The 26,320-nt window shown below is 42.5% G+C and carries 18 protein-coding genes and 1 tRNA gene; 10 read left to right on the top strand and 9 right to left on the bottom strand.

What is annotated here, in order from left to right; genetic code table 11:
- Positions 1-106: 106 nt before the first annotated feature.
- Both FE392_RS06030 and FE392_RS06025 read left to right on the top strand, forming a co-directional pair.
- Entirely contained in the window at positions 107-883 is a 777-nt protein-coding gene (locus FE392_RS06030) for an MBL fold metallo-hydrolase (RefSeq protein ID WP_319929322.1), read from the top strand.
- A gap of 28 nt (positions 884-911) precedes the next feature.
- The gene (locus FE392_RS06025) at positions 912-1,859 is read left to right on the top strand and encodes a GlxA family transcriptional regulator (protein ID WP_319929321.1); all 948 of its coding nucleotides are present in this window, start codon (positions 912-914) and stop codon (positions 1,857-1,859) included.
- Between the two features lie 67 nt (positions 1,860-1,926).
- Here FE392_RS06025 and FE392_RS06020 read toward each other — a convergent pair whose 3' ends face one another.
- Positions 1,927-2,424, bottom strand: coding sequence for a hypothetical protein (locus tag FE392_RS06020; protein WP_319929320.1), 498 nt, complete (start codon positions 2,422-2,424; stop codon positions 1,927-1,929).
- A gap of 515 nt (positions 2,425-2,939) precedes the next feature.
- On the opposite strand from FE392_RS06020, the gene FE392_RS06015 reads away from it, so the two are divergent.
- Entirely contained in the window at positions 2,940-3,884 is a 945-nt protein-coding gene (locus FE392_RS06015) for a hypothetical protein (RefSeq protein ID WP_319929319.1), read from the top strand.
- A gap of 343 nt (positions 3,885-4,227) precedes the next feature.
- On the opposite strand, the gene FE392_RS06010 is transcribed toward FE392_RS06015, so the two are convergent.
- Both FE392_RS06010 and FE392_RS06005 read right to left on the bottom strand, forming a co-directional pair.
- The gene (locus tag FE392_RS06010) at positions 4,228-7,752 is read right to left on the bottom strand and encodes an AAA domain-containing protein (protein ID WP_319929318.1); all 3,525 of its coding nucleotides are present in this window, start codon (positions 7,750-7,752) and stop codon (positions 4,228-4,230) included.
- Positions 7,753-8,310: 558 nt separating this feature from the next.
- Positions 8,311-8,395: transfer RNA gene (locus FE392_RS06005), tRNA-Leu, on the bottom strand.
- Positions 8,396-8,780: 385 nt separating this feature from the next.
- Here FE392_RS06005 and ampH point away from each other — a divergent pair.
- Together ampH and FE392_RS05995 are read left to right on the top strand one after the other, a co-directional pair.
- Positions 8,781-9,998 carry a D-alanyl-D-alanine-carboxypeptidase/endopeptidase AmpH gene (ampH, locus tag FE392_RS06000; RefSeq protein WP_319929317.1) on the top strand — a complete coding sequence of 406 codons (1,218 nt, stop codon included), beginning with the start codon at positions 8,781-8,783 and terminating at the stop codon, positions 9,996-9,998.
- 656 nt (positions 9,999-10,654) lie between these two features.
- On the top strand, positions 10,655-11,119 hold the full coding sequence (locus FE392_RS05995) for a GNAT family N-acetyltransferase (RefSeq protein ID WP_319929316.1): 465 nt from the start codon (positions 10,655-10,657) through the stop codon (positions 11,117-11,119).
- 152 nt (positions 11,120-11,271) lie between these two features.
- On the opposite strand, the gene FE392_RS05990 is transcribed toward FE392_RS05995, so the two are convergent.
- The 3 genes from FE392_RS05990 to lptF form a co-directional block, all read right to left on the bottom strand.
- Positions 11,272-11,934 carry a hypothetical protein gene (locus FE392_RS05990; protein WP_319929315.1) on the bottom strand — a complete coding sequence of 221 codons (663 nt, stop codon included), beginning with the start codon at positions 11,932-11,934 and terminating at the stop codon, positions 11,272-11,274.
- Between the two features lie 290 nt (positions 11,935-12,224).
- A complete protein-coding gene (gene lptG / locus FE392_RS05985) occupies positions 12,225-13,301 on the bottom strand; it encodes an LPS export ABC transporter permease LptG (protein ID WP_319929421.1) in 1,077 nt (358 codons plus the stop codon).
- Entirely contained in the window at positions 13,301-14,401 is a 1,101-nt protein-coding gene (gene lptF / locus FE392_RS05980) for an LPS export ABC transporter permease LptF (protein ID WP_319929314.1), read from the bottom strand. The genes lptG and lptF overlap by 1 nt, the downstream gene beginning before the upstream one ends.
- A 280-nt stretch (positions 14,402-14,681) precedes the next feature.
- Here lptF and pepA point away from each other — a divergent pair, with 280 nt between their 5' ends.
- The 3 genes from pepA to FE392_RS05965 all read left to right on the top strand — a co-directional run bounded on the left by pepA (position 14,682) and on the right by FE392_RS05965 (position 19,726).
- Positions 14,682-16,190, top strand: a complete 1,509-nt coding sequence (gene pepA / locus FE392_RS05975; RefSeq protein ID WP_319929313.1) for a leucyl aminopeptidase — start codon at positions 14,682-14,684, stop codon at positions 16,188-16,190.
- Between the two features lie 130 nt (positions 16,191-16,320).
- Positions 16,321-16,815 (top strand): DNA polymerase III subunit chi, encoded by a 495-nt coding sequence (locus tag FE392_RS05970; protein ID WP_319929312.1) that lies wholly within the window; start codon positions 16,321-16,323, stop codon positions 16,813-16,815.
- A 13-nt stretch (positions 16,816-16,828) separates the two neighbouring features.
- A complete protein-coding gene (locus FE392_RS05965; protein WP_319929311.1) occupies positions 16,829-19,726 on the top strand; it encodes a valine--tRNA ligase in 2,898 nt (965 codons plus the stop codon).
- 74 nt (positions 19,727-19,800) lie between these two features.
- Here the strand turns inward: FE392_RS05965 and FE392_RS05960 are convergent, their stop codons facing one another.
- Both FE392_RS05960 and FE392_RS05955 read right to left on the bottom strand, forming a co-directional pair.
- Positions 19,801-20,133 carry an AzlD domain-containing protein gene (locus tag FE392_RS05960; RefSeq protein ID WP_319929310.1) on the bottom strand — a complete coding sequence of 111 codons (333 nt, stop codon included), beginning with the start codon at positions 20,131-20,133 and terminating at the stop codon, positions 19,801-19,803.
- Positions 20,130-20,843, bottom strand: a complete 714-nt coding sequence (locus tag FE392_RS05955; RefSeq protein ID WP_319929309.1) for an AzlC family ABC transporter permease — start codon at positions 20,841-20,843, stop codon at positions 20,130-20,132. The genes FE392_RS05960 and FE392_RS05955 overlap by 4 nt, the downstream gene beginning before the upstream one ends.
- 374 nt (positions 20,844-21,217) lie before the next feature.
- On the opposite strand from FE392_RS05955, the gene FE392_RS05950 reads away from it, so the two are divergent.
- Positions 21,218-22,036 carry an amino acid ABC transporter substrate-binding protein gene (locus tag FE392_RS05950; protein ID WP_319929308.1) on the top strand — a complete coding sequence of 273 codons (819 nt, stop codon included), beginning with the start codon at positions 21,218-21,220 and terminating at the stop codon, positions 22,034-22,036.
- Positions 22,037-22,557: 521 nt separating this feature from the next.
- The gene (locus FE392_RS05945) at positions 22,558-23,505 is read left to right on the top strand and encodes an omptin family outer membrane protease (protein ID WP_319929307.1); all 948 of its coding nucleotides are present in this window, start codon (positions 22,558-22,560) and stop codon (positions 23,503-23,505) included.
- A 460-nt stretch (positions 23,506-23,965) separates the two neighbouring features.
- Here the strand turns inward: FE392_RS05945 and FE392_RS05940 are convergent, their stop codons facing one another.
- The gene (locus FE392_RS05940) at positions 23,966-26,008 is read right to left on the bottom strand and encodes a YadA-like family protein (protein ID WP_319929306.1); all 2,043 of its coding nucleotides are present in this window, start codon (positions 26,006-26,008) and stop codon (positions 23,966-23,968) included.
- Positions 26,009-26,320: the final 312 nt, after the last annotated feature.

Here is a 26,320-nt window from a genome sequence, read left to right as displayed (position 1 = left end):
ACCATCGAATATTGACCTAATGATTGTGGTTCACTTTCCTAATTCCACCATAATAGCCTTATTGAGCCAATCTCGTTTTCTACATAATTTAATAAGGTTTTTATTTATGAAAATCACGCAAGTCCGCAATGCGACACAAATTATACAATTTGCAGGTAAAAAATTTCTGATTGACCCAATGTTAGCGGATAAAGGCAGCTATCCCGGAATTGAAGGCAGTGTTAATTCAGAAATTCGCAATCCAACGGTGGAGCTTCCATTTAATAAAGAAACTCTGCTTAGTGTTGATGCTGTTATCGTCACGCATACACATTTAGATCACTGGGATGATGCTGCTATTGCCATTATTCCAAAAAACAAAATCATCTATGTGCAAAATGAAAGTGATAAACAGCTTTTATCATCACAAGGATTTACAAACCTGCGCATCTTGTCTGAAACGAGTCAATTCGAAGGCATAGCCCTAATAAAAACAGCGTGCCAGCATGGTTCGGATCTCGCTTATGCCAATCCTCAATTAAATAAAAAGTTGGGGGAATCCTCTGGAGTTGTATTTAAGCATCCGTCAGAGAAAACGCTTTATTTAATGGGAGACTCAATCTGGTTCTCATCCATCGAAGATAATATAAAATTACATACTCCAGACGTTGTCATTATGAATATTGGCTGGGCGCATATACTAGGATACGGTTCCATTATTTTTGGGCAAGAAGATATTGTGAAAGTTCACTTTTTACTGCCTGATGCACAAATAGTTGGAACTCATATGGAGGCGTTAAATCACTGCCTTGTAACGCGTCAACAATTGTTAGATTATGCAACGGTAAATGGTATGGCCAACTATGTATGTGCCCCTGAAGATGGTGAAACTGTCACATTCTAATAAATTTTAAAATAAGGGAGCGATAAATTTGAAAAAAACTTCTGTAGCTATTATTGTCACCGAAGGATTCAGTACATTTCACTTATCCGTTCCCTTAATTTTTTTTGGCGGAACAATGACAGATAAAAAACTTTTTACGCGCTTACTTTGCGCTGAAAAGGAAGGGATTGTTTGGTCAAAAGAAGGCACCGCAGTCAATGCTGATTATAATTTTGATGCAATAAAAACAGCGGATATTGTTATTATTCCCTTTTGGGAACATGTTCATGAGCCTCCTTCTGAATCGCTCATTAATGCCATCATTGCCGCTAAAAAAAATGGATCATTACTTGTTGGTTTATGCCTTGGTACATTTGTCCTCGCTTACGCGGGTGTACTTGATGGTCATCGCGCAGCAACACATTGGGAATATGAAAGCCAATTTCAACAACTATTCCCGCAAGTTAAACTTGATGTCAATGTTCTTTATACTGAGGACAATGGCATCATAACTTCCGCGGGTACTGCCGCGGCTCTGGATTGTTGCCTATATATTGTGCGCCATCTTTATGGTGCCAAAACGGCTAATGAAATGGCGCGAAAGATGATTACCCCACCTCATCGCAATGGCGGCCAAGCTCAATACATTGAACAAATTGTTCCTCACAGCACAACGAATCAGCGCATAAATCAACTGCTGGATTATTTATTGATTCATTTACAGGATGCACACAGTATTGATTCTTTGGCCGAGAAAATATCCATGAGCAGGCGAACGCTGACTCGCCATTTTCATAAAGCAACAGGAATGAGTATCGGTGAATGGTTAACCACAGCACGATTACATCGAAGCCAAGAACTGCTTGAAAACCCTGAGTTATCAATCGAGCAAGTTTCCGAACTGGCCGGGTTTCAATCATCTATAACTTTTCGCCAAATATTCAAAGAAAAGTCAGGCGTAAGCCCAATAGAGTGGCGGAGAACGTTTATTGGGTGAATTTAATTTCGATTGAAATAATCGAAGGCGCTTTAAATAAGCAAAAGCGCCTATGAAACCGATTAAATCAGATAGAATGTGCCTTATTCCCACTTGGCATTTCATGCCGAGGATTGCTCTCAACATATTTAGCAAAAGCCAAATACTCTAAATTAGCGACAGATCCTTTCTTCTTTAATCTTTCAGGTAAACTATCCGTAGGGTTTAAAATAATAGCCTGAATACAAACAAAGAGTTTTTTACCATCACTCCATTGATGGTTTACCGTGTCATATAAGCCATAACCTTCAGCTTTAAATTTTTCCCTGATCCTGTTTCCACCGCTATGCCCAGATTTACCGATCAGAGAATTTTCTAATTGTTGCAACCTTCCTTTTAAACCATTTTTAGCAACGGTCATACCGATATAAGTAATTTCATCTTTCCAATCAAAATCTCTGCCTGAATAATCATCATGAGAAATCATGATGGCATAAATACCCGGCATATTGATATTTTCCTGAAAATGGCGATTTTCCCAACTGTACCATTTACCATAACAAAGTGCGGCATAATCACTATGCATTGTATTTCCTTATTATTAGTTCAAAAAGTGCACTGCTGTTAAAAAATTAGGTTAGAAATATAATTTTCTAATTTATATATTGCAAACATTATGATGTTAAGAAATCACAGTACAAAAAAATCAGTTTTTTAGGATTGCTTTCAAGTGTTGCCACTCTTTTTCAAAATACTTACGCAAAAAACATCGCCTGATATTCATTTTTATCTTTCCTATCGTACTTCTTGTTATCTGTTTTCTCCTTTAAGTAAAGGCCTCTTAAACATCCAATGGTTATTAACGTATCTTGCTTTTCTCACCAATGTCTCCGAAAAATCTTGTCTCAACAAAAAAATAAAATGCTTTAATGTATTGACGTACTTATGTCTGCCTATTATTTTATCGTCAAGGTTCGCGCAAACCGGTCAGCCCGTAGACAAAATCGAAATCGCGTTTTTTATCATAAATTTTCTTCACAGAGCCTGTTTCTTTAAGCTCTGCGTTTACGGGCCGCAGAGTATCGTTTAAGGAACAACATTATGCTCTCTGATCTGATTATCGATGCTGACGCTAGCATTCTTCCCCCTCCGCCAAAAGACATTCTCCGAAAACATGTAAGCTTCCTGAGAAATCATTGCGATATCCCTCGAGGGCACGCTTTGGAGATGGTGGCGTATTTCCATCATTTTTCCAGCTGGACAGAAATGAACTCGCGATATCCCAAAGCTCAGGACACGCTAACACTGGATATGATGAAAAAAATCAGGGAGAGTGTTCAATATTACCGCGACATAATGCCACCAGATGAGCTTTTTAAAATCAAGGAATTGCAGGCATCAATTGGAACTATAACTCGGGCGGTTGAAGAAAATAATCTCAAGCAGCTGGATGATTATGACATCATTCAGCTGCATAACCACCTTTACAAAGAAAATAACGATGGACAGCTAGTCCCTATTCCCTTGTCCGAAGCTCTTTACTCTGCCGACCACTGCCTTGTGTTGTTAGCCAAGAGGGTTACAGCCAGAGGCTATACTAAAACCGTTAATCCACATCTTTACTTCCCTTGGTTTGCTTTCAGGATGTATGGCTATCTTCACGTAGACGGCAACACACTAAACTATGATTGTAGGGAACTGGACAGCAGTCTTTTTCCTGCAAGAGATAAATACGTGGCTCTCTTGACCAGGCCTTGGTTTGTGAATTATGTCACAGGATTTATACGTTCACTGCTAAGAACTTTGAATAGATCAGGTTATAGAGGGCGTTTGACCTTCAGCAGGATTTGTAACGAAGGTTTAATTGAGCAAATGGTTTCCTTTGTAGGTAACAAACGGAGCTATAAAAGATTTAGCCTCAACTCAAATTCAATTTCTGATCGCACAATTTCTGCTCTGATTGATGCTATGTTAGAAATGGGAGCAGAGAAAAGTCAGAAAAGACAATGGATAGCTTTCCACTATGGGAATGGGGAGATTTACTAATGGCCTCCTCTATTCTCTCTCAATTAAATGATTTACCTCCTTCAACAGTAACATTTCTTTTGTTATCTGTACTGCTGTGCAGGCTTTCAAGGCAGGGCTGTTTTTCACGACTATCCTCAAGGCAATCTTTTTACGTGCTCATGACCGTGATAGGGATTTTTGGCATTAAATTATTTTATTAACGGAGCATCATACCTTGCCACGGTGCTCTTAAGATATATCTAATAAATCATATTGTTATGATCTATTAACATTAAAACTGCAGATTATGTGTTTTGACCGCATAAAAGCGAATACGCCTGTTGATAGAAACAGGCGTATTATGTCACAGTTCAGGCAACCACTAACATTGGAGCTGACGCTGTTCCAAACTGGAATAAATAGTTTTGATTTCACCTTTTAAGCTTTCACCACGATAAACTATCGACGTATCATACCGTTGATATTTCTCTTCTCGCGTAGCACTGAACCAATTAAATGACCCTACGCACAGTAGATTTTCATCTCCAATCACAATTTTGCTATGAACGCGCTTGACCAGTTTTGTGGTTACGCCCATCTCGTTCAGTTTTTCCAATGTGGCGTGAAGACGTTGCTGTTTCTCTTTACGTTTTTCGTAATCAGCATGTTCGATATTGAAATTTCTGTCCGTAACTACGGTGATATCGACACCACGCGAGCGTGCCTGAATCATTGACGTCAGGAATCCAGTTTGTTCCAGTTTTTGCCAGATCAACCAAGGAGAGATGATAGTAATGCTCTTCCCAATGGTACCGAATGTTTGATTCAGAAACGCATCGTGTTGCTCGACGCCATGTAGGGCGTAAATCTGCGTTTGCGCAGCGCTTAAATCTTTGCGTTCTTTATATTCAAACTGCAAGGCATGGCATTTAGAGGCGAAAAGGTATTTTGACAGCAAGCCTCTGGGTGAAGACGCTGGCTGGATCTCAAACAAATCCATATCACCAAAGACCAAAAAGCTATCTTTAGCTCGGGATACAGCGACGTTCAGCATGCTGCTGTCGCTATCAATGAACCCGCCATCCTCATGTTTGGAGTAGACCGGAGAAAAGAGCACGATAGCTCTTTCTGCCCCCTGTAAGGAATGCACCGTTCCAACTGTCATCGAATGCTCATCATCTGAACAATTAATACCCAGCTTTCTTAACGCCTGTCTGATGGCGTTGACTTGTGCCGAAAAAGGCGTAACGATCCCCACCACTTTATGTAGAGGTTTGTCGTAATGACGAACTATTTCCTCTTTGTGTGCTGCTAACCAGGCTGCTATTGTCTCAGCTTCAAAGGCATTGTAACGGCTCCCACTGTTTGCCTGCATGCCTTTACCATCGATATGCAGATAACCCATTGCAGGGAAAAGGAACTCTTTTCCATCACCTCGTTTAGGTTGCAACTTACCGTGATAGCAGAGCGTATTACAGTAACCAATAATGTTATCGAAGCAGCGACGATGCTCATACAGGTACATTCCACGAGCTAAGTCTGGGTCATACTGATAGCGCGAGTTAAATTGTGCGATCTTCATGACGCTGCCTGACGCCGAACTTTTACCAGAATCACATATCGCTGCGTAGGCGTCCGTCAGTTCTTCCTGAGTACCACCAGGAAGGATGTTCTCTTCCACCATATTGCCTATGTCAATGCCGGGCAAACTGTTCCAGATAGGCGCGATTTGCTCTGTATCACCGATCACTAGCGCTTTTTTCGCTAATGCAAAGGAGGCTGCTGCTACCTCCGGGAGCACCTGCCCCGCTTCATCGACGATCAGCAGATCAGCAAAATTATAAAAATAGCTGTCATCGAATTTCTTCGCACCACCTGTAAATTCACTGATTGCCATATGACGAGGTAGCATATAACAGGTCATTACCACACATGGAGTGAGCTTCATTCTGCGTTGCCAGCGGGCCTTAACGGTTTTCGCCCCCTTGCGTTTTTTCTCTTTTTGAAGATCATCAATAGTAGCCATATCCATCAGCCAGCGACCTTCCCAGTAGTGGGTCGCCAGTAGGAACGCCGGGAAGCGGATCTGCGTATCGGCAAGCATATCGGCTCCAGCCAGGCTCAGTTCCTCTTCGCCTGTATGCCCCAATGCCCGAGCCAACTTGCACCATTGCTGGAGGGCTTCGCTTTCTCGTCGGGAAACATCTTGAGCTAAATCGATTTTCTGCTGATACTCGTCCCGCTCCTTTTGTGCCTGCACAATCAGGCCGTCGATATACGCATCAATGCCTTCTGGTACGCTTCCCTCAAACGCGGCCATTCTTGTACCAAAGATAGCTTCCATAAAGAGATTAATCTGATAATAGCGTTTAGTGCGAACAGCAGGGATCCAGGAGAAGAGCGCATACACTATTGACTCACTGGCACGGTATTGCTGCCACTGCTTTTTGCCTTGGGTTAACAATGCGATGTCATCCGTACTGTCGAGCAGTCGCTCCCTTTTGCCCTGAATATACTGGTCGAGGTCTTCGCTAATGGCGCTACGCTCCTGGCGGATACGATTCAAGCTGTCCCATACTCGCTCAATTTGCTGAAGCTGAGTGAACTGAGTGGTTAAACACTCATGTAGGAGAGTCACGACATGTTCGGGGGTGTTGCATTCCATCGACGGAAACGCTTCCCTTGCCCTCTCAAGGTAGAAGATTTGAGCATCTTCAACGTACTCGATGGATTCAACGCGGCTGAAAAAATCATCCGTCTGGTATTTTTTCGCCGATTCAGCCTTACGGCTCTGCGATGGGAAATAGGCACCATAGCTTTTCAAGTCAGGCAGCCAGCGCCCAGCCATTACTCCAGTACCGGTGGCAAAATCTTTACCGAATGCTTCGATGATATTGGTTACAGCCTGATTGTTAGTAGACGTGGCCACTACAACGGGTGGTTCGCTTTTGTTAAGGGCTGCCTTTGCCCACTCGGTGGCAATGATAGAGAGAACTAAAGTGGTTTTCCCGGTTCCCGGAGGACCGTTGACGGCAAGAATATCACCCATCTGCTGGGTAAGATAATGATTCAAAGCGTCGCGCTGCGCTGCAGCCAAAGGGAATTCATCCCCGGAATATCCCAGCCGCTCGCTGAACCTCGTATTAGTGGCCAGCAGTGGCTCCACAGCCGGCCTGACCGTCGAGGCGAAGCGCGCCAACAACGGAACCTCTTTTTTACACACTAGCAGATGATCGTACAGGGAGAGGATATAGCGGCTGGCCCCGCCAGGCTGGTTTGCTTTGATAATGTAACCATACTCTGCCAGTTCGTATTGCTCATAGGTGGTGACCCATTTTCCGGCCACATTTTCCAAGAGATTGTTTGCCTCAGTAAGGTACTTTTGCCACTGCTGCTGATGTTTTTCATAACGCTTAGCTCGCTGCTCGTCATCTTCCGCGCGGTATTGTTGCTCATCTTCTACGCCAAAGGTGACCGAACTATGCGTAGTTTTGTATTTGTCGTACTGCTCCATTTCGCCAATTGAGAAAGTACCTTTGGGGAGCGGTTCTAGCAGGTCACGAGGGATGGTGGTTGGTTCCATAGGGAACAAAAAACCTTCTCGGTTCAGTAACGCAAACGTCACTAGTGGCGTGACTATACCCGGCGCTCCTGTCGTTCGCTCTTTGCCATGCTGTAGCAAGCGGACCCAGACTTTTGGCCGTAACAACACCTTGACCGTTTTAACCGAGTCACTTTCATCCTCAAAGAACGTGCAAACAATTTCCTCATCCAGCCGTCCCGTAGTGATGTCCATCCACCGAGTGAATTTATCCGCATCTTTACGCTCAAATGCCCCTTTGCCAAATTCGGTATCAGCTAAAGTATTGCGCCAGTATGATGCAAATCCCTGAGTGTTCCTGTCCATTCCCCATCCCGTGTTTTAATAAAATTTATTGATTTCGTTGATATAAAGGCAGCACATGGTTAAGCATTTTCCACGATGCGAATGCGATCGCAATAATTTGTTTCTATTAGAGGAAATTGAACATGATTAGGTGTGAGTATGGCGATTGACATCCGTAATTTTTATTATTCTGCCTGTGGTAATTATTATGCGATGAATAGAGGAGTTATTTAATGCGATTTAATGATGCAGCACGCCAGCTGGGCTTCCTTGCAAAGTACAGCAGCCATTTGTCATTTATATAGACTAGGTACATAAACACCCAGCCCTCGGCCGGAAATTTCAACAACGAATAGTACGTTCAGTGATATACGATGTTTGTAGATATGGAATAAACAGTGTCCGCACTGCCATGGCTGGATTTATGCGTTGTCTAACAACTGAACTAATGATTGACTGCACGTTGCAAATGTAGATTAAATCAAACTGACTTAAATTGAGTGAAAAAAATGAGGAAAAAACTTGCAGATACCAAATTTCAGACATAAAACAAGACGCTTCATTTTGCGTCTTGTTTTATGGTGCCGAAGGCCGGACTCGAACCGGCACACCCGAAGGCGGTTGATTTTGAATCAACTGCGTCTACCGATTTCGCCACTTCGGCACTGAAGGGTTCGGAGAACGGAAATGATTATACCTGTCAGAAGAGCATTCGCAACATTTATCCTTTCAATTTTGTTCAAGCGTTGAAAAAAGAATCAGTTGCGCCATTTTTTCATCATTACTGCTCAAAATCCATCCGCTCCTTACCCCAAATGCACCAGTTTCTCTTTTACTATTCCTTTTCTGCCAATAGACAACCTACAAACTCCTTATATAATTCCAAACAATACACTGCAATGAGGGAAATTATCATGACAATCATCAGTTGGATTTTGACAGGCATCTTGTTGGGCCTGGTTATCGGTGCCATTTTGGCGATTTTTAAGAAAAACAAATAACGGCTTTTTCTCCCAATTAAACGCTACCTGTGATTGGTTAACTCAAAAATGAAAAAATGGCTATATAAACTGTGTGCAATTTCCACCCTGACGTGGGCACTTTCAGCTTGTGCTAATTCTGGCAGTTCATACCAGAGCAGAACTCAGCAAGTCAGTCCACAACCTGAAAAGTGGAAAGTTTTTGAGGGTAATGATGCTATCAAAAAAATGGCTGTTACATTGGTCGATCAATATTCACAATCTATCTTTGATGAGGGTAATCCTTTAGGGATGGCAATGGTGGTGATCGATAATAATCAGGTCGTGCATCGCAGTTTTGGGGAGACTTATCCAGGGAGCGGCGTGAAACCCCGGCAGGATTCGTTGATTCGTATCGCTTCTATTACCAAGTTAATGACCAGCGAAGTGATGATTAAGCTGGCGCAGAAAGAACGTATCAGGATTACCGACCCGTTGCAGAAGTACACGTATCACGGCGTCAGTGTGCCAAATTATGGCTCTGGTCAACCCATCCGGTTGTATCACCTTGCAAGCCATACCAGCGGGCTGCCACGGGAACAACCAGGCGGAAAATGGGGGAGGCCTGTGTTTATCTGGCCGACTCAATCCAACCGCTGGAGCTGGCTGAAAACCGCAACGCTTGATGCTATTCCCGGAACGACAGCCTCGTATTCTAATTTGGCTTACGATTTATTGGCAGATGCGCTTTCCAAAGCAACCGGCGAATCTTATTCCCGCCTTTTGAAAGAGGAAATCACTCGCCCCTATCACATGAAAGATACCACGCTGACACCTACGCAATCCCAGTGTTCCCGTTTGATGGAGGGTATTAAACCCAGCCCTTGCGTGAATACCCTTGCGGCCGCAGGCAGCGGCGGAATTTATTCCACTCCCGCCGATATGCAGCGCTGGATGCAGCAGTTTTTATCTTCCCAGAATCAATTGAGAAAACAGACCGCCAGCCGTGAACAGGGCATTTATTTTAAACGTGCGGATTTGAAAGCAATCAAAGGAATGGATGTTGCCGGCTTGGCGGATGGCATTGGTCTTGGTTGGGTGTATATGGATGCCAAAGACACTATTCCCGGTATTTATCAGAAAACCGGCGGCGGAGGTGGGTTCAATACTTATATGGCGATGATCCCGGAGCAGAATATTGGGGTGTTTGTCGTTATGACGCGCAAAGAGCAAAGTAAATTTAGCCGTATAACGAGTGGAGTTAATGAATTAGTGACCGCATTGGCCCGCAATCATAATCAGGTTTAGCGTAATTGGCTCGATAGTCAAATGACAGACTGGGTTTCATTTAATATGGAACTCAGTCTAATCGCAATGAAAATTCAGGATAAAATAGACTCATAGATGAAGTTTCAACCCAATAGTATTGGGGTGGATTTCCTAAAAAATTCGACGGCATTTATTGATGGAGTCAATTTTCCGTATCATACGGAGTATGAATAATACCAAAACAATCACTCCCTAATAATTATATAATATCTAACATTTTACTTATTATTTAATATTTTTTATTTATTGAATTACATCTTTTATTACATGAAGTTATTTTTAAAATGAACTAAAAAAGTAACACAAACATTAGTTAACTAAAAATTCAAAATAAAAATAAATCAATAAGCAATAGACCAAATAACATATAAAAAGCCAAAAGCATATGAAAAACCAGATTAAAATACGGTTATAAATTATACTACTATAGTATTTGTATTACGTTTGCTTTTATATCAAAGTGTTGGCTTATTTCCCTGCTGACACCCTAGATAAGTGTTATTTTTTATCAACGCTAAAGCAGGCGGGAAACACTATTAAAAATAAACTATCAAAAATGATAGTTAATATATCACAGGCTTTTAATTCCAGTTTCATATAATTTTTAATAATTTTAATTAACAGGAATTTAAAAAATGAACATGCATATTAGCGATGCCCAAAATGAGCAAATTGAAGAGTATATAATTGAAAGACTTTGGGAATATAACCATCAACATGGCAATGTAGATCTCAAGCCTCTATTTATTTATTTTACTGATAAATCCAATCAAATCATTGCAGGGCTTGTATCCAGAACTTTTTGGGAAAGTCTTGAGATTCAATATTTATGGGTCAATGATAAGTATCGTAAAAAAGGTCTGGGAAAACAGCTTATATTACAAGCTGAGAAAGAGGCCTTAAATCGATCTTGTCATATGGCTTATGTGGATACTTATAATTTTCAAGCGAAGGGCTTTTATGAGAAATTAGGTTACAAAGCCTACGGTGTACTTGAAGGATACGCACATCATCACACTCGTTTCTATCTCACCAAGCAATTTAGCAAGCCCGATTCTGACCCTGTGATAGACAATGAAGCTCTTTTACAACAACAATAATATCTATTGCTATATGATGGCTCCCCACAGTAAACAGCAATGTATGCAAGGCAAGTTGGAGCGGTGCTTCTACTGAATATATTTAAAATATGCTAACCAGAGCTTTACGGATACAAAACTCTGGTTAGTGATACCCATAAGAATTATTTCTATCATGGCAAGTTATATAGAAAATCTTTGATGTTTTCGCTTGATTGCCCTTTACAAAAAAATAATCGGCTACTCAATATATCCTTGATACAGACCGGGTCACAGGTCTCAAATTGTTCTTCCCAACTCTTCAGAGTTGATTCAAAACATGCTTTTTGAGCTTCACCATCGGAGTTAGTAGGAAACATACTTTGTGTTGCATATTTAGGTTCAAAGTCAAACATCAATGTTTGTTTTGCTCCCTTGCCAATATATTTACCTTGAGAATTTTTTTCATAGTCAATGTGATAATTCGCATTTGGTCGTGAAATTTTCTTGTAGTTCATGTCTGGAAAATCAATTGTACGTACATGCAATGTCCCTAAATAGGCTTCAATTATTGCGGCAGGTAGTAATCTTGAGAATTTTTCTGCAAAAGAGCCTGTAAACCATCCTTCCTTATCTGCTGAATGGCAAAATAACAAACGAATGTGACGATACATAAAAATATCAAGATGGCTACATAAAATTGATTTCAATCTGTCTGGAGATATCTCTTCGTCCAACGCTGCAAAGCAACCGGGCCAGCCACGTGCCGATACAGTCAATCGCCTCTCATGAGGAAATTCTGCAGGCCTATCTTCAAAAACGTGAAATTCATTTGGAGAAAAAAATATATATTTCATGAGAATACCCCACAAAAACCAATGAGCAATCTAATGCTTCAGTTCTTATCGCTATTTCCATCACTATATTTATCACTATAAACTGATTAATACCAAATAGTAATTTTATTATTTTTAATAAAATTAATTTGTTATTAATTAAATAACATGAATAGATATTATGGAAGCCAGTCTTATCGGCATTTTCTAATTCATTATGATAAATTTATTTTATATGGGAAATAAAAATCGCCCTCACGTTTAAACGCAAGAGCGATAAGAAATATTAATAAGAGTTCGGTTAATGACTGCTATTTTTTCTTCAAAAGCAAATAAACACTCACCCCAAAGAATAACAGGCTTGGCAAGAGTGCTCCCAGTATTGGAGGCATGCTATAAACCAGACTGAGCGGGCCAAATATCTCATTCAGAACATAGAAAACAAAGCCCATGCTGATACCCACAACAACCCGAAATCCCATCGGCACACTGCGCAATGGCCCGAAGATAAAGGAAAGCGCCATCAGCATCATCACCGCTACCGATAAAGGTGCGAAGATTTTCTTCCACATATTGAGTTGATAACGCCCGGCATCCTGTTGGCTCTGCTCCAGATATGCGATGTATTGATGTAAACCACGGATGGAGAGTGCGTCTGGTTCAAGGGAAACCACACCCAGTTTTTCAGGTGTTAATTTGCTATCCCAATCTGCGGAAATGCGTTGTGAACCGGTGATGCGCTCACCTTGATTTAAATCAGATTCTTCAACCTGAGATAATTTCCATTGATGGTTATCATTATCATATACAGCAGAGTCTGCATATCTTATTGATAATAATTTATTATCATCGTTAAAGTGATAGATTCTGACACCATTTAAGGCATTATCTTTATTCACACTTGCAATATAAATAAAATCATTGCCATCTTTTGCCCACAAACCTTTGGCGGTGGACATCAGCGAACCACCATACATTTTTTGGGAACGGTAATTACGGGCAAGCTGCTCTCCTTGTGGAGCCACCCACTCGCCGATGACCATTGTCAGCAAAACCAGCGGAATTGCGGTTTTCATGACAGAACCCGCCACTTGCAGACGGGTAAAGCCGGAAGCCTGCATTACCACCAGTTCACTGCGTGTTGCCAGTGCCCCCAAACCCAATAACGCGCCAAGCAAGGCAGCCATCGGAAAGAAGATTTGGATATCTTTAGGAACACTCAGCAATGTATAAATGCCGGCAGACAGTGCAGTGTATTCCCCCTGCCCGACTTTCCGCAGCTGGTCAACAAACTTGATGATGCCGGAAAGCGATACCAGCATAAACAACGTCATCAGAATGGTTTGCAGAATTGTCCTGCCGATATATCTGTCCAATACCCCAAACATCATGACGCTCCTTGATTCTTAAAGCGTGAACGCAGTTTGCGCATGGGTACGGTATCCCACAGGTTGAGAGCCAAAGCCAAGGCGAAATACGCCCCGTTGACCAGCCACATCCAGAACACAGGATCGAGTTTCCCCTTGCTGCCATTGGAGCGCAGGGAGCTTTGCAGCAGGAAGAAAATCAGGTAGAGCAACATCGCCGGCAGCATGCTGAGTATGCGCCCCTGGCGGGGATTCACGACACTCAACGGCACCACCATCAACGCCATCGTTAATACAGAGACAATCAACGTCAGGCGCCAGTGAAACTCTGCCTTGGAGTCGTTATCCGTATCATGCCAGAGTTGCCCAATCGATTTTTGCTCAACCTTACTGCTATCGATATCGGCTTTCTGATGCCCAATAACTGCCTGATAGTTGGTGAATTCAGTGATGCGGAAGTCACGCAACATTGCAGTGCCTTCATAACGGGTTCCCTGATGGAGTACCGCTATCTGATTCCCATTCGGGCTTTCTTCCATATGGCCGCCATCCGCAATCACAACAGACGGACGTTGGTCGTTCGACGGGTGGAGCTGGGCAAGGAATACATTCTCAAAGGTTTTGCCCTTCACGTTGCCGATATAGAGCACCATATTGCCATCACGGGAAGGCTTGAACTGCCCTTCCATCATCGCAGCAAGGTTGGGATTGGCTTTGGCGTCCGCCAAGACTTGTGCCTGATATTTAGAAGACCACGGAGTGAGCCAGGTAACGTTGACAGCAGCCAGCGCGGATGTGATTAAAGCCAGAATAAGTGCTGATTTCACCAAGACACTTTTGCCCAACCCACAGGCATGCATGACGGTGATCTCGCTTTCGGTGTAAAGTTTACTGAACGTCATTAATACCCCAAGAAACAAACTCAGGGGTAAAATAAGCTGCGCCATTTCCGGCACGCCTAAACCTAACAACGATAGAACCAAATTTGCGGGAATATTTCCTTCTACGGCCGCCCCCAATACATCAACTAATTTCTGACTGAAAAAGATCAGCAATAAGATGAAAAGTATTGCGATTTGGCTTTTTAGGGTTTCCCGTACTAGATATCTAATGATGATCACGCTTATTACGCCTGTGAAAACTTGTCTTTTTGCAGGAAAGTCGCTAACTTCGTCGTATATCTACCATTTATATGCATAAGTTTGGCTTCCTCATTGCTAAAATGATACCAAAGCATCCCATATATTGGTTCCCAATTAGAATATACTTATCGTTAGCCAAGTACCAAAAAATAATGTGTTTAGCTTAACATAACAGTTACTTTTCTTTGGGATGAATTAATGCGGAACGTGATATTTTAGCGATTGTATCCGTCTTTGTCTTTAAGATTCAGGAGAACGCATGGAGTTTAGTGTAAAAAGCGGTAGCCCGGAGAAACAGCGCAGTGCCTGTATTATTGTCGGCGTATTTGAACCACGCCGCCTTTCCCCTATCGCAGAGCAGCTTGACAAAATAAGTAACGGCTATATCAGTGCCTTATTACGCCGCGGGGAACTTGAAGGCAAGGTGGGTCAGACCTTGTTGCTGCATCATGTTCCTAATGTGCTGTCTGAGCGTATTTTACTGGTTGGTTGTGGAAAAGAACGTGAACTGGATGAGCGTCAATATAAGCAAATTATTCAGAAGACGATCAGCACCCTTAACGAAACAGGTTCAATGGAAGCAGTTTGCTTCTTGACTGAACTGCACGTGAAGGGGCGCAACAACTACTGGAAAGTCCGTCAGGCGGTCGAAACGGCCAAAGAGTCACTGTATGTTTTTGATCAGCTCAAGAGCAGTAAAAATGAGCTGCGTCGCCCTTTGCGCAAAATGGTGTTCAATGTACCGACCCGCCGCGAATTAACCAGCGGTGAACGCGCCATTCAGCACGGCCTTGCCATTGCTTCCGGTATCAAGGCGACAAAAGATCTGGCCAACATGCCACCCAATATCTGTAATGCCGCCTACCTGGCTTCACAGGCGCGCCAGCTTGCTGACAATGCCGACAATCTGGCAACCAAAGTCATTGGCGAAGAGCAGATGAAAGAGCTTGGCATGAATTCCTATCTGGCAGTTGGTCAGGGTTCACAGAATGAATCCCTGATGTCAATCATGGAATATAAGGGCAGCAAAGACCCCAATGCGAAACCTATCGTGTTGGTGGGCAAAGGACTGACTTTTGACTCCGGCGGCATCTCCATCAAGCCAGCAGAAGGCATGGAGGAAATGAAATATGACATGTGCGGCGCTGCTTCAGTTTATGGTGCCATGCGTGTTGTTGCCGAGCTGCAATTGCCGATCAACGTCATTGGTGTGCTGGCTGGCTGCGAAAACATGCCAGGCGGGCGGGCGTATCGTCCGGGAGACATTTTGACCACCATGTCCGGTCAAACTGTCGAAGTCACCAACACCGATGCAGAAGGCCGTCTGGTTCTGTGTGATGCGCTGACTTATGTTGAGCGTTTTGACCCTGAGCTGGTCATTGATGTCGCCACATTGACCGGTGCTTGTGTTGTTGCACTGGGCAGCCACTATACTGGCTTGATGTCCAACCACAATCCGCTGGCACATGAGCTGATGAACGCTTCTGAACAAGCGGGAGATCGTGCATGGCGCCTGCCGTTGGGGGATGAATATACCGAGCAGCTGGAATCCAATTTTGCTGATATGGTGAACTCATGTGGGCGTGCAGGTGGTGCAATTACCGCTGGTGCGTTTTTGGCTCGCTTTACAGGCAAATACAATTGGGCACACCTGGATATTGCTGGTACAGCATGGCGTTCAGGTAAAGCGAAAGGCGCTACCGGCCGTCCGGTTGCGCTCTTGTCACAATTCCTGTTAAATCGCTCAGGTTTGAATTCTGATGATTAATGCAGTCAGTGCATATTTTGCTTAATAAAAATGTGCACAACCGCATTGAAGGAATGAGTGAAATTAAGGGTATTGCATCTGCAATACCCTTTTCCGTCACTGTTTCCCGCAATCTTGTAACCAAGAAAATATGAAAAACGCCACCTTCTATTTGTTGGAAAAGCTTGAGTCAGAACAACTTAAGCCGGAAAAGCCGTTATCGGAACAATCATCATTTTCCGATGAATTGCAGCCACATGAATGGCTGGCATGTCAGCTTGCTGCTGACCAATGGCGGGCAGGGAAGCGGGTTCTGATTGCTTGTGAAAACCAGCAGCAGGCCGAAAAGTTGGACGAAGCCTTGTGGCAACGGGAGCCAAGCCAATTTGTGCCGCACAACCTTGCCGGAGAAGGCCCGCGTTATGGCGCTCCAGTGGAATTGTGCTGGCCGCAAAAAAGGAGCAACGCCCCCCGCGATGTTCTGGTGACACTGCTTCCTCATTTTGCAGACTTTGCCACAGCTTTCCATGAAGTGATAGACTTCGTTCCTATTGATGAAAATCTAAAACAGTTAGCTCGCGAACGATATAAATGCTATCGTGGCGTTGGCTTTAATTTGACCATGGCAACCCCGCCAACCTTTTGAATATCAAGATACAATGGAAAAGACACCCGCTAATCAAACGCAATCTGAGCCATCTCTCGATAAAACGTACAACCCGACAGAGATAGAGCAACCCCTTTATAAGCACTGGGAACAGAGCGGTTACTTCAAGCCGAATGGTGATACCAGCCGCGAAAGTTTCTGCATCGTCATCCCGCCACCAAACGTCACCGGCAGCCTGCATATGGGTCACGCATTCCAGCAGACTATTATGGATACGATGGTGCGTTACCAGCGCATGCAGGGTAAAAATACACTGTGGCAATCAGGCACTGACCACGCAGGTATTGCGACACAAATGGTTGTTGAGCGTAAAATCGCGGCAGAAGAAGGTAAAACCCGCCACGATTATGGCCGCGACGCTTTTATCGACAAAATCTGGCAATGGAAAGCGGAATCGGGTGGCACCATCACCAATCAAATGCGTCGCTTGGGTAACTCCGTAGATTGGGAGCGTGAACGCTTTACGATGGATGAAGGGCTGTCCAAGGCCGTTAAAGAAGCCTTTGTTCGCCTTTATCAAGACGATCTGATTTACCGTGGAAAACGCCTCGTAAACTGGGATCCAAAGCTGCGCACTGCAATTTCCGATTTGGAAGTTGAAAACCGTGAAGTCAAAGGCTCAATGTGGCATTTGCGCTATCCGTTGGCTGACGGCGCGAAAACCGCTGAAGGCAAGGATTATCTGATTGTCGCCACCACGCGCCCGGAAACCATGCTGGGTGATACCGGTGTTGCCGTTAACCCGGAAGATCCACGTTACAAGGACCTGATTGGCAAAGAAATCCTGCTGCCGCTGATCAACCGCCGCATTCCTATCGTCGGTGATGAGCATGCAGACATGGAAAAAGGCACTGGCTGCGTAAAAATCACACCAGCCCACGACTTCAATGACTATGAAGTCGGTAAGCGCCACAGCCTGCCAATGATCAACATCCTGACTTTTGACGGCGACATCCGCGAAGCCGCAGAAGTGTTCGATAGCAACGGTGAAGTTTCTGAAATCTACTCAAGCGACATTCCTGCTGAATACCGTGGCATGGAGCGTTTTGCTGCCCGTAAAGCGATTGTGGCTGAGTTCGAAAAACAAGGTCTGCTGGTTGAGATTAAACCCCATGACCTGACGGTTCCTTATGGCGACCGTGGCGGCGTGGTTATCGAGCCAATGCTGACTGACCAATGGTACGTCCGCACGGCACCACTGGCTAAAGCAGCCATCGAAGCCGTTGAAAACGGCGACATCCAGTTCGTGCCGAAACAGTACGAAAACATGTACTACTCTTGGATGCGTGATATTCAGGATTGGTGCATCTCCCGCCAATTGTGGTGGGGTCACCGTATTCCGGCATGGTATGACGCGCAAGGCAACGTCTATGTTGGTCGCGATGAAGAAGAAGTCCGCCGCGAAAACAATCTGGGCGCAGACATCATTCTGAGCCAAGACGAAGACGTACTGGATACTTGGTTCTCCTCCGGCCTGTGGACGTTCTCCACCCTTGGCTGGCCTGAGCAGACTGAAGCCCTGAAAACTTTCCACCCAACCAATGTGCTGGTCAGTGGCTTCGACATTATTTTCTTCTGGATTGCCCGCATGATCATGATGACCATGCACTTCATCAAAGATGAAAACGGCAAACCACAAGTCCCATTCAAAACGGTCTACATGACGGGTCTTATCCGTGATGACGAAGGCCAGAAGATGTCAAAATCCAAAGGGAACGTTATCGATCCGCTGGACATGATTGACGGCATTTCTCTGGAAGACCTGCTGGAAAAACGTACCGGCAATATGATGCAGCCACAGTTGGCTGAAAAAATCAGTAAGCGCACTGAAAAGCAGTTCCCGGAAGGCATTGAAGCCCACGGTACTGACGCCCTGCGTTTCACACTGGCTGCACTGGCTTCAACAGGCCGTGACATCAACTGGGACATGAAGCGCCTGCAAGGTTACCGCAACTTCTGTAACAAGCTGTGGAACGCCAGCCGTTTTGTGTTGATGAACACCGAAGGGCAGGATTGCGGCCAAAACGGCGGTGAAATGTCATTCTCTCTGGCAGATCGCTGGATTTTGGCAGAATTCAACCAGACCGTAAAAGCCTATCGCGAAGCACTGGATACTTACCGTTTCGATATTGCTGCGAATATTCTTTACGAATTCACGTGGAACCAATTCTGTGACTGGTATCTGGAGCTGTCCAAACCTGCAATCAACAAAGGTTCAGAAGCGGAAGTCCGTGCGGCTCGCCACACCCTGATTGAAGTATTGGAAGGCTTGCTGCGTCTGGCGCACCCAATCATTCCATTCATCACCGAAACCATCTGGCAGCGTGTGAAAGTGGTCAAAGGCATTGATGCCGATACCATCATGCTGCAATCTTTCCCTGAATTCTCTCAGGAAAAAGTAGATGAACTGGCGCTGAACGATCTGGAGTGGATCAAGGAAGCCATCATTGCGGTACGTAACATTCGTGCAGAAATGAATATCGCGCCGAGCAAACCACTGGAAGTTCTGCTGCGTGATGCAAACGAAGATGCACAACGCCGTGTGGCTGAAAACCTCAACTTTATTCAGGCGATGGGCCGCCTTTCTGCTGTTACCGTTTTGGCGGCAGGTGAAGACGCACCGGTTTCTGTTACCAAGCTTATCAACGGAGCAGAAATCCTGATCCCAATGGCTGGTCTGGTTGATAAAGAAGCAGAGCTGGCACGACTGGATAAAGAAATCGAGAAGCTGGATAAAGAGATTGGCGGCATTGAAGGCAAACTGGCTAACGAAGGTTTTGTCAGCCGTGCGCCGGAAGCGGTTGTTGCCAAAGAGCGTGAGCGTCTGGCAACCAATAACGCGGCAAAAGAAAAATTACTGGCACAGAAAGAAACGATCGCTGCGCTGTAATTTATTTTAGTTAACGTTTATCCATGTAAACCACTGCAAGTAAAATTGCAGTGGTTTTTTATCTCATCTCACTTTTAGCTTAATAACCGCTGTACAACCATAAAGAAGACTAACGAAAACCCCAAACTCTTTAAAATTGAATCCGTATATTTACTGATAAAATAAGCCAGAACTACCGTTATCAACGCAATTACATATTTAAAATTAAAGTGGTAAATTAATTCACTCAGAGATAATTTATTCAGGGAAATATTGACAATAATGGTTCCCAAAATAAAACAGATGGCATAATCCAATGAAGTAATCAGCAACCCCTTTCCTTTAAACAATCGATGATTACTGACCAAAAAAGGAGCTATCCTTAACACGAAACTCACTAACCCCATGACGACAATCAACAACATCATGATGCTTTATCCTTGCTCAGATTCCGCTCAATAACTGCAATCACAACCCCGCACAAAATCGGCAACGCCAGATCCATTAACTTCATATCCATTTCATTCAATAGCGGCGCACACACTCCCCCCATTACCGTTGCCAGCACCGACATATCCTTGCCCGATCGTTTGGCAGTCAGAGAGGCAAAATGAATGGGAACCAACATCACCAAAGACAGAGAAAGGGATTCATACTCCAAATGTTCTGCTGAAATATACCCCAGTAAAGTGGCACAAAATGTAATCACAAAACAAGGAATGGCAACCCCCAGATAAAAATGAAACTGAGATTTCCCATCCGCCATATTTCCCGCAGACGCAGAAATATGTGAATGTGTCACCGTATACGTGCTGGCACTAAATCCCAGCATCGCCAATAAAATATTCCGTTTTGGTATGCCCTGAAAATATTGCGTCATCACCATTGCCATCAGGAAAAAACGAAAATTGACCAACAAAGCCAGAATGATCACAGAAAACAATGCGCCATCAGCCAAATAACCAACCGCAGCTACCTGCAATGGGGCGGCATATATTAATAATGATCCAACCAACGTTTCCAATAATGGAATGCCATGACTTTGATAAAGTGCGCCAATCGACACAAAAATAAGAAAGAAAGAGATACAGACAGGTAAAGAGTGAACCATACCCTTTCGGAATAATGGGTTTAACACTTGGCACCTATATTGATAATTGAATTTAACGGTGTGAAATAATCGATCCATACCCAATGGGTTTTATATAAAAAGATAGCTATTTCATTGCCATATATTATGAACAGAGAAACCAAAATATATCAGACCATTATGTCATGACAATTTTTTCAGGAATATTTGTGACATACTTCTGTTTAATTGAAATCAGCCATCTGATAATAAACATGACTTACAATACAAATTCACCCTAAATCATATGTCATTAACCCTCTATGATATAACATTATTTTATATATAAAGGTTTTTATATTCCCGTTATAGTGAAAACTGTTATCACAAAACCGTTATTGCAAAAGCAAGCAAAAACAACAGCTTTCTTTCGGAGAGATAAAATGAAATTCATACTCAATATCTTATTGGCGGGTATCGTCCAATTTGGCTTCACCCATATCGCTTACGCCCAATTTACCTCTACACAACCTACCTCTACGCAACCTACCTCTAAACACTCCTCTCCTGAAACCACCCTTGCCTCTATTTATGCTACAGGCGTATTCAAGATAGGAACAGAAGGTGCTTATGCCCCATTCAGTTATCATGACGCTTCTGGAAAATTGACTGGATTTGATGTGGAAATAGGTCGGGAAATCGCACAGCGCATGAAAGTCACACCTGAGTTTATTGAAGGCAAATGGGATGGGCTGATTAGTGGTCTTGATGCCGGGCGTTCCGATGCGGTGATGAACCAAATTGCCATTACACCAGAGCGTGAGAAGAAATACAGTTTCTCCCAACCTTATGTTATTTCAGAAGCGGTATTAATCACCCGGACAAACAATAACGATATTAAGACATTTAGTGATCTAAAAGGAAAACGATCATCCCATACCCTGACCAATAATTTTGCCCAAATAGCCAGACATTATGGTGCCGACATTATCAGTGCCAACGGTTTTAGTCAGGAAATTGAACTAGTGAGCACAGGCCGCGCTGATGCAACCATCAACGATAAACTGTCATATCTCGATTACAAAAAGCATCGTCCGGATGCACCGGTAAAAATTGTTGCCACCGATGCTCAAGCCGCAAAAACTGCCGTGCTGTTTCGCAAAAATGATACTGAACTAAAAACCGCCGTCGATAAAGCCATTATGGAAATAAAAGCAGACGGCACTTATCAGGTAATTTGGGATAAATATTTTCCTGAATAATATACTGAATAGCACCATCACAAATAGTAACGATACAAATAGTAATGATACAAATAGTAACCCACTAAATAGATGGAATAAGAGCCTAATAGAATTAGGCTCTTAAATTATGCGACAAGGAAATACCATCCATATTATCCATAAAAAAATAAATATAAATTTTCATACATTAATTTTGAAAGATAACTCATATAAATATTAAATTAAAACTTAATAAAATTAACAAATAATAAAACAATCCCAAAATAATTATTTAATCAAACAATATGGAAAACATTTACAAAATGTGTTAGTAAAATGGCCTTTCGAGTAAATAACATCTACAAAATATGATCATAACAATATGGAATTATTGTGATTTATTTTCATCCGAACGAAATGAAAACGGATCGGAATATATATTTAGTAGACAAAATAACACTCAGAGAAAAATTTTAAAAATCATATTCTCAATATATTAAGATAACCAAATATTGAAATCATAAATGATTGAAGTATTTATAAACTAGGAACCATTATCAATGAAACTTAATTTAGTTGCTTTAGGTATTATTGGCCTGTCTGCTGCGCAAATCGCACAAGCAGCGCAAAAAACACAAGTTGAAAATACCAGCCCGGATAACTTCAATTCAAATAGTGTATCAGTCAGTACTTCATTGGGCATACTTTCGGCTAAATCAAATGAATATGTATATAGCCCATACTCAGGGCGTAAGCTTAGTGAATTGAAATGGAGAGTGAAAAATACTGCGGTTATTAAAGGTGATCTGGCCTGGGATGCCCTGCCGTATTTAACCCTGAACGTTCGCGGCTGGTATGCATCATCATCCAAAAGTGGAAAAATGGACAATTATGATTGGGAAAAAGCCAATCAATCTAAATGGACTCACTGGTCTCATCACGAAAATACTGCGCTGAATAGTGCCAGCGAATTTGATATCAATGTAAAAGGTTGGATATTAAAACAGCCAGAATATAAGCTCGGTGGAGTTTTTGGTTATCAGCAAACTGATTTCAGTTGGGAGGCGACTGGTGGGCATGGTGTATATAAAAATAATCCCCGCACATTCGAGAACAAAACCATCATCACTTACAAACAAAAATTTAACAATCCTTATTTGGGATTGGCCGGACAATACCGTTACCAAGACTTTGAATTTAATGCGTTGCTGAAATTTAGCCCGTGGGTTCAAGCAAAAGACACAGATGAACATCTCAACACCAATAAAACTCACAAAGCAGAAGTCAATAACTCACGCTATTATTCTATTGGGGTTGATGCCGGATATTACATTACTCCGAATGTAAAAATATTCAGTGAGCTAAGCTGGAATAAATTCGACAACAATAAAAAAGGGAATGTACACATTACTGATCATAGTCAGCGTACTTCTAAAACCTTTGACAATGCTAGTGGTATAAGTAATACAAACTATACTATTTCCGCTGGCGTTCAATATCGTTTTTAATCAATCGAATAGATAGCGGGTTCATACCCGCTGTCCTCTTACAGCACAGTGCCATGTTCGTACCCTATCCCACTCTTAAATACATGCTTTCGAGTTCGCATAACTGCATTTTGCCTCTATTCACTGTTCGGTTTAAATTTCCTTAAAAATTTTACTTATTCCTCTGAAAAGGTGGTTTTTGCCCTTATCATTCAAATTTCCCCTTGTTGGCTGTATTACTTTATTCCTTTCAAACAGATTTCTATTATTTACAAGCACAGCCCAATCGATGTTTTAATCACATACAGCTTACTGTTCTCTCGGCTTTTCCTAAGCATGTCAGTTTCAACATCAGCGCCCAAAAATCCCCTCATTGCTATTACTGGCAAAGCGCACAACCTTAGGCACAGAACGCCTGTTTAGCACACAAAAAAAATCAGGTGCCAAACGACACCTGATAAAAAGTTATATGACGAGTATATTACCAACCAATTGCAATCCCTGCTCCCATGACGGCTCCTTCGTCATTATTCCAGCTGGTAGAAGCCCTGAAATTGACATGTTCAGTCAGTTTAGCCTGTGCACCAACCGCAATCGCACTACCATCATGGTATTTTCCTAATCCCACACCCACACTAAAACGATCAGTATTACTGTATGGGATATTGGTCATTGCTGCGACACCAGCAATACCAGCATTAGCGCGTTTTCCTACCCGATTGATTTTGTTGTCTAACTTATTAAAGCCTTGATTCATTTCTGCTCTTAATTCTTTATTAAGATTCTCAGCATTTTCATTAGCATTTTTTTCCATTTTCTGAGCGTATTTATACAATTCGTCAGATTCTTTCTTGATTTCTTTTTTGACCTCTTTTGTCTTCTCTTCTACTTTTTGGTCTAGTTTTTCTGCTTTTTCTTCGACTTCTTTGACTTTTTCTTGACTGGCTTTCTCAGCTGCTAAGTTAATTTTTTTGTCCATTTCTATTGCGGTCTTTTTAGCCTCCCGGGCTGCGTCTACTGCGGCTTCCTTTGATTCATTCGCTTCTTTCGCAAAACCCTCCGCCTTCTCCCTTGACTTGTCCGCGTCTTTCGCAAAACCCTCCGCCTTCTCCCTTGACTTGTCCGCGTCTTTCGCAAAACCCTCCGCCTCCTGCGTCGACTTTTCCGCTGCTTCCTTTGCAGCTATCGCACCATCCGCTGCTTCTGCCGCTACTTCTGCAAAGTTATACGCATCACGCGCTGATTTTTTCGCATTTTTCTCAGACTGTGCCGCATTCTTCTCAGATTTTTGCACATTATCTTCTAAATCCTGCATCGAAGAATTCAATCGTTTTTCTACATTCTCCAATTGCCCATAAGTTGCTGCATCATGAGCATCTTTACCATCAGCAATATTAATTAGCCGTAATTGCTTCTTATCGTCAGCAAGTTTTCCATCTTTAGGTGCCTTATCACCAAATGACACGACATTGGGTTCAGTAGATTCAAAAGAAGCATTCCCCACATAATATGACGCTGGGATTTTTGTATTAGAATTCGAAAAAAAGAATATATTTTCCTTCATCTGCCCATAAGTTGCTGCATCGTGAGCATCTTTACCATCAGCAATATTAATTAGCCGTAATTGCTTCTTACCTTCAGCAAGCTCTCCTTTTTCAGGCGCCTCATCACCAAATGACACAGCATTTTTTTCATCTGAATTAAAAGTTCCGACATAATATGAAACATTGCCATCTGAATCTTTATTCGAAAAAAATGAATTATTAGCAGTTACATATGCTTTCAATTGCCCATAGGTCGCTGCATCTTGAGCCTCTGTACCATCTGCAATATTTGTTAACTGTTTATTTAGTGATGCATTCGTTTTATTTCCGAATGAAACGGAGTTCATTCTCTCCGTTTTAGCGTTCTTACCGATAGCAACTGAGTTTTCCTCATTAGCAGTCGCATCTTGTCCCAAAGCAATACCATTTTTCCGAAACGAAGTTGCATTTTGTCCTATTACAAGGCTATGCTCTGCATTGCCATGAACTTTCGCTTCGTAACCTATAGCCAAAGAATATGGGCTATTGGAATCAATAGTCGCCTTGTTAGCCGCAAAAGAATAATAATTTACTGTTCCAATAGCCGACCCGTTAAATGCAGTTGAGTATTGACTCCAATAACCAATCTTCGATTGGTTCATTGCAGTTGATTTAAAACCTCCCCACCCAATCGTTGAAGCATTAAATACAGTAGAATATGAAGAAAGGGACTCAATTGTACCTTTACCCAACGCAACTGAACTTAAAGATTCAAAGTCTTGCCTTGACAACTTAATTTCGTTGAAAACAGGTTTATTAGCATCTTCTTTTAAGTAGGCATCAAAATCTTTTCCTGTTGGTTTTTCACTTCTAATGCGTGCAGACGAGTCCTTAATATTTCCTGATTCAATATATTCCGTCACACCAGCAAAAGAGTATGTTATAAAAACAGCATTAATTAAAATCGCCAGACTCGTTTTTTTCAATAAAAATTTTCGCATTATTCCTCCATAATATAAATACAAATAAATTCATTCATAAATACAATCAAGGATATAGACCTAACATATTCACGGATGTAATTAAACCTAGGTTATTAGCCTATATCTTAGTTATTTTAAATTAATACTCTCTGGGCCATATTTATTATGGCCCGCAATGAAGGGTTACTGCACTTATTATACATAACGGTAATATGGTAGAATTAACCATTTGAATTTTTCCTTGATCAAATGCCCACCATTCCTATCGCAAATAGTTACACCACCAATAAATAACTATTTATTATATATAGTAAAGCGTAAGCTCAGGCA

Origin of the sequence: Xenorhabdus santafensis (assembly GCF_033949405.1) — a bacterium.
GTDB classification, from domain to species: Bacteria; Pseudomonadota; Gammaproteobacteria; order Enterobacterales; family Enterobacteriaceae; genus Xenorhabdus; species Xenorhabdus santafensis.
This window is presented reverse-complemented; position numbering and strand designations above follow the sequence as displayed.

Bases quoted from the DNA above. Each gene is read 5' to 3' on its own strand.
- FE392_RS06030 (WP_319929322.1), top strand. From the start codon at position 107: ATGAAAATCACGCAAGTCCGCAATGCGACACAAATTATACAATTTGCA.
- FE392_RS06020 (WP_319929320.1), bottom strand. From the start codon at position 2,424: ATGCATAGTGATTATGCCGCACTTTGTTATGGTAAATGGTACAGTTGG.
- FE392_RS06015 (WP_319929319.1), top strand. From the start codon at position 2,940: ATGCTCTCTGATCTGATTATCGATGCTGACGCTAGCATTCTTCCCCCT.
- FE392_RS06010 (WP_319929318.1), bottom strand. From the start codon at position 7,752: ATGGACAGGAACACTCAGGGATTTGCATCATACTGGCGCAATACTTTA.
- ampH (WP_319929317.1), top strand. From the start codon at position 8,781: ATGAAAAAATGGCTATATAAACTGTGTGCAATTTCCACCCTGACGTGG.
- FE392_RS05995 (WP_319929316.1), top strand. From the start codon at position 10,655: ATGAACATGCATATTAGCGATGCCCAAAATGAGCAAATTGAAGAGTAT.
- FE392_RS05990 (WP_319929315.1), bottom strand. From the start codon at position 11,934: ATGAAATATATATTTTTTTCTCCAAATGAATTTCACGTTTTTGAAGAT.
- lptG (WP_319929421.1), bottom strand. From the start codon at position 13,301: ATGTTTGGGGTATTGGACAGATATATCGGCAGGACAATTCTGCAAACC.
- pepA (WP_319929313.1), top strand. From the start codon at position 14,682: ATGGAGTTTAGTGTAAAAAGCGGTAGCCCGGAGAAACAGCGCAGTGCC.
- FE392_RS05970 (WP_319929312.1), top strand. From the start codon at position 16,321: ATGAAAAACGCCACCTTCTATTTGTTGGAAAAGCTTGAGTCAGAACAA.
- FE392_RS05965 (WP_319929311.1), top strand. From the start codon at position 16,829: ATGGAAAAGACACCCGCTAATCAAACGCAATCTGAGCCATCTCTCGAT.
- FE392_RS05960 (WP_319929310.1), bottom strand. From the start codon at position 20,133: ATGATGTTGTTGATTGTCGTCATGGGGTTAGTGAGTTTCGTGTTAAGG.
- FE392_RS05950 (WP_319929308.1), top strand. From the start codon at position 21,218: ATGAAATTCATACTCAATATCTTATTGGCGGGTATCGTCCAATTTGGC.
- FE392_RS05945 (WP_319929307.1), top strand. From the start codon at position 22,558: ATGAAACTTAATTTAGTTGCTTTAGGTATTATTGGCCTGTCTGCTGCG.
- FE392_RS05940 (WP_319929306.1), bottom strand. From the start codon at position 26,008: ATGCGAAAATTTTTATTGAAAAAAACGAGTCTGGCGATTTTAATTAAT.